Source organism: Streptomyces sp. AC627_RSS907 (assembly GCF_019049165.1).
The window spans coordinates 701-1,136 of sequence record NZ_JAGMUE010000375.1 but is presented as its reverse complement, the minus strand read 5'-3'; the positions used below and the strand labels follow the sequence as shown (position 1 = coordinate 1,136).

General features: G+C 67.9%; 1 protein-coding gene. It reads left to right on the top strand.

Annotated elements, in window-relative coordinates; translation table 11 throughout:
• The coding region (rplK, locus tag KUM32_RS35970; protein WP_217146116.1) for a 50S ribosomal protein L11 at positions 1–316 on the top strand (316 nt) is incomplete at its 5' end.
• Positions 317–436 lie beyond the last annotated feature (120 nt).

The window sequence follows — 436 nt, the reverse complement described above, 5'->3', positions numbered from 1 at the left end:
GTTCTGCAAGGCCTACAACGCCGCGACCGAGTCGCAGCGTGGCATGGTCGTGCCGGTGGAGATCACGGTCTACGAGGACCGCTCCTTCACCTTCATCACCAAGACTCCGCCGGCCGCCAAGCTGATCCTCAAGGCCGCGGGCGTGGACAAGGGCTCCGGCGAGCCGCACAAGACCAAGGTCGCCAAGATCACCCGCGACCAGGTCCGCGAGATCGCCACCACCAAGATGCCCGACCTGAACGCCAACGACCTCGACGCCGCCGAGAAGATCATCGCGGGCACCGCCCGTTCGATGGGCGTCACGGTCGAGGGCTGAGCACCTCCACGTCCCCGGGGCCACGGCCCCCAGTGGCAGGGCCAGGCGCTGGCCCGGACCACGACTCCATCCCTGACTCGCGGCGGTAGCCGTGAGAGTGACTACCAGGAGCAGCAGTGA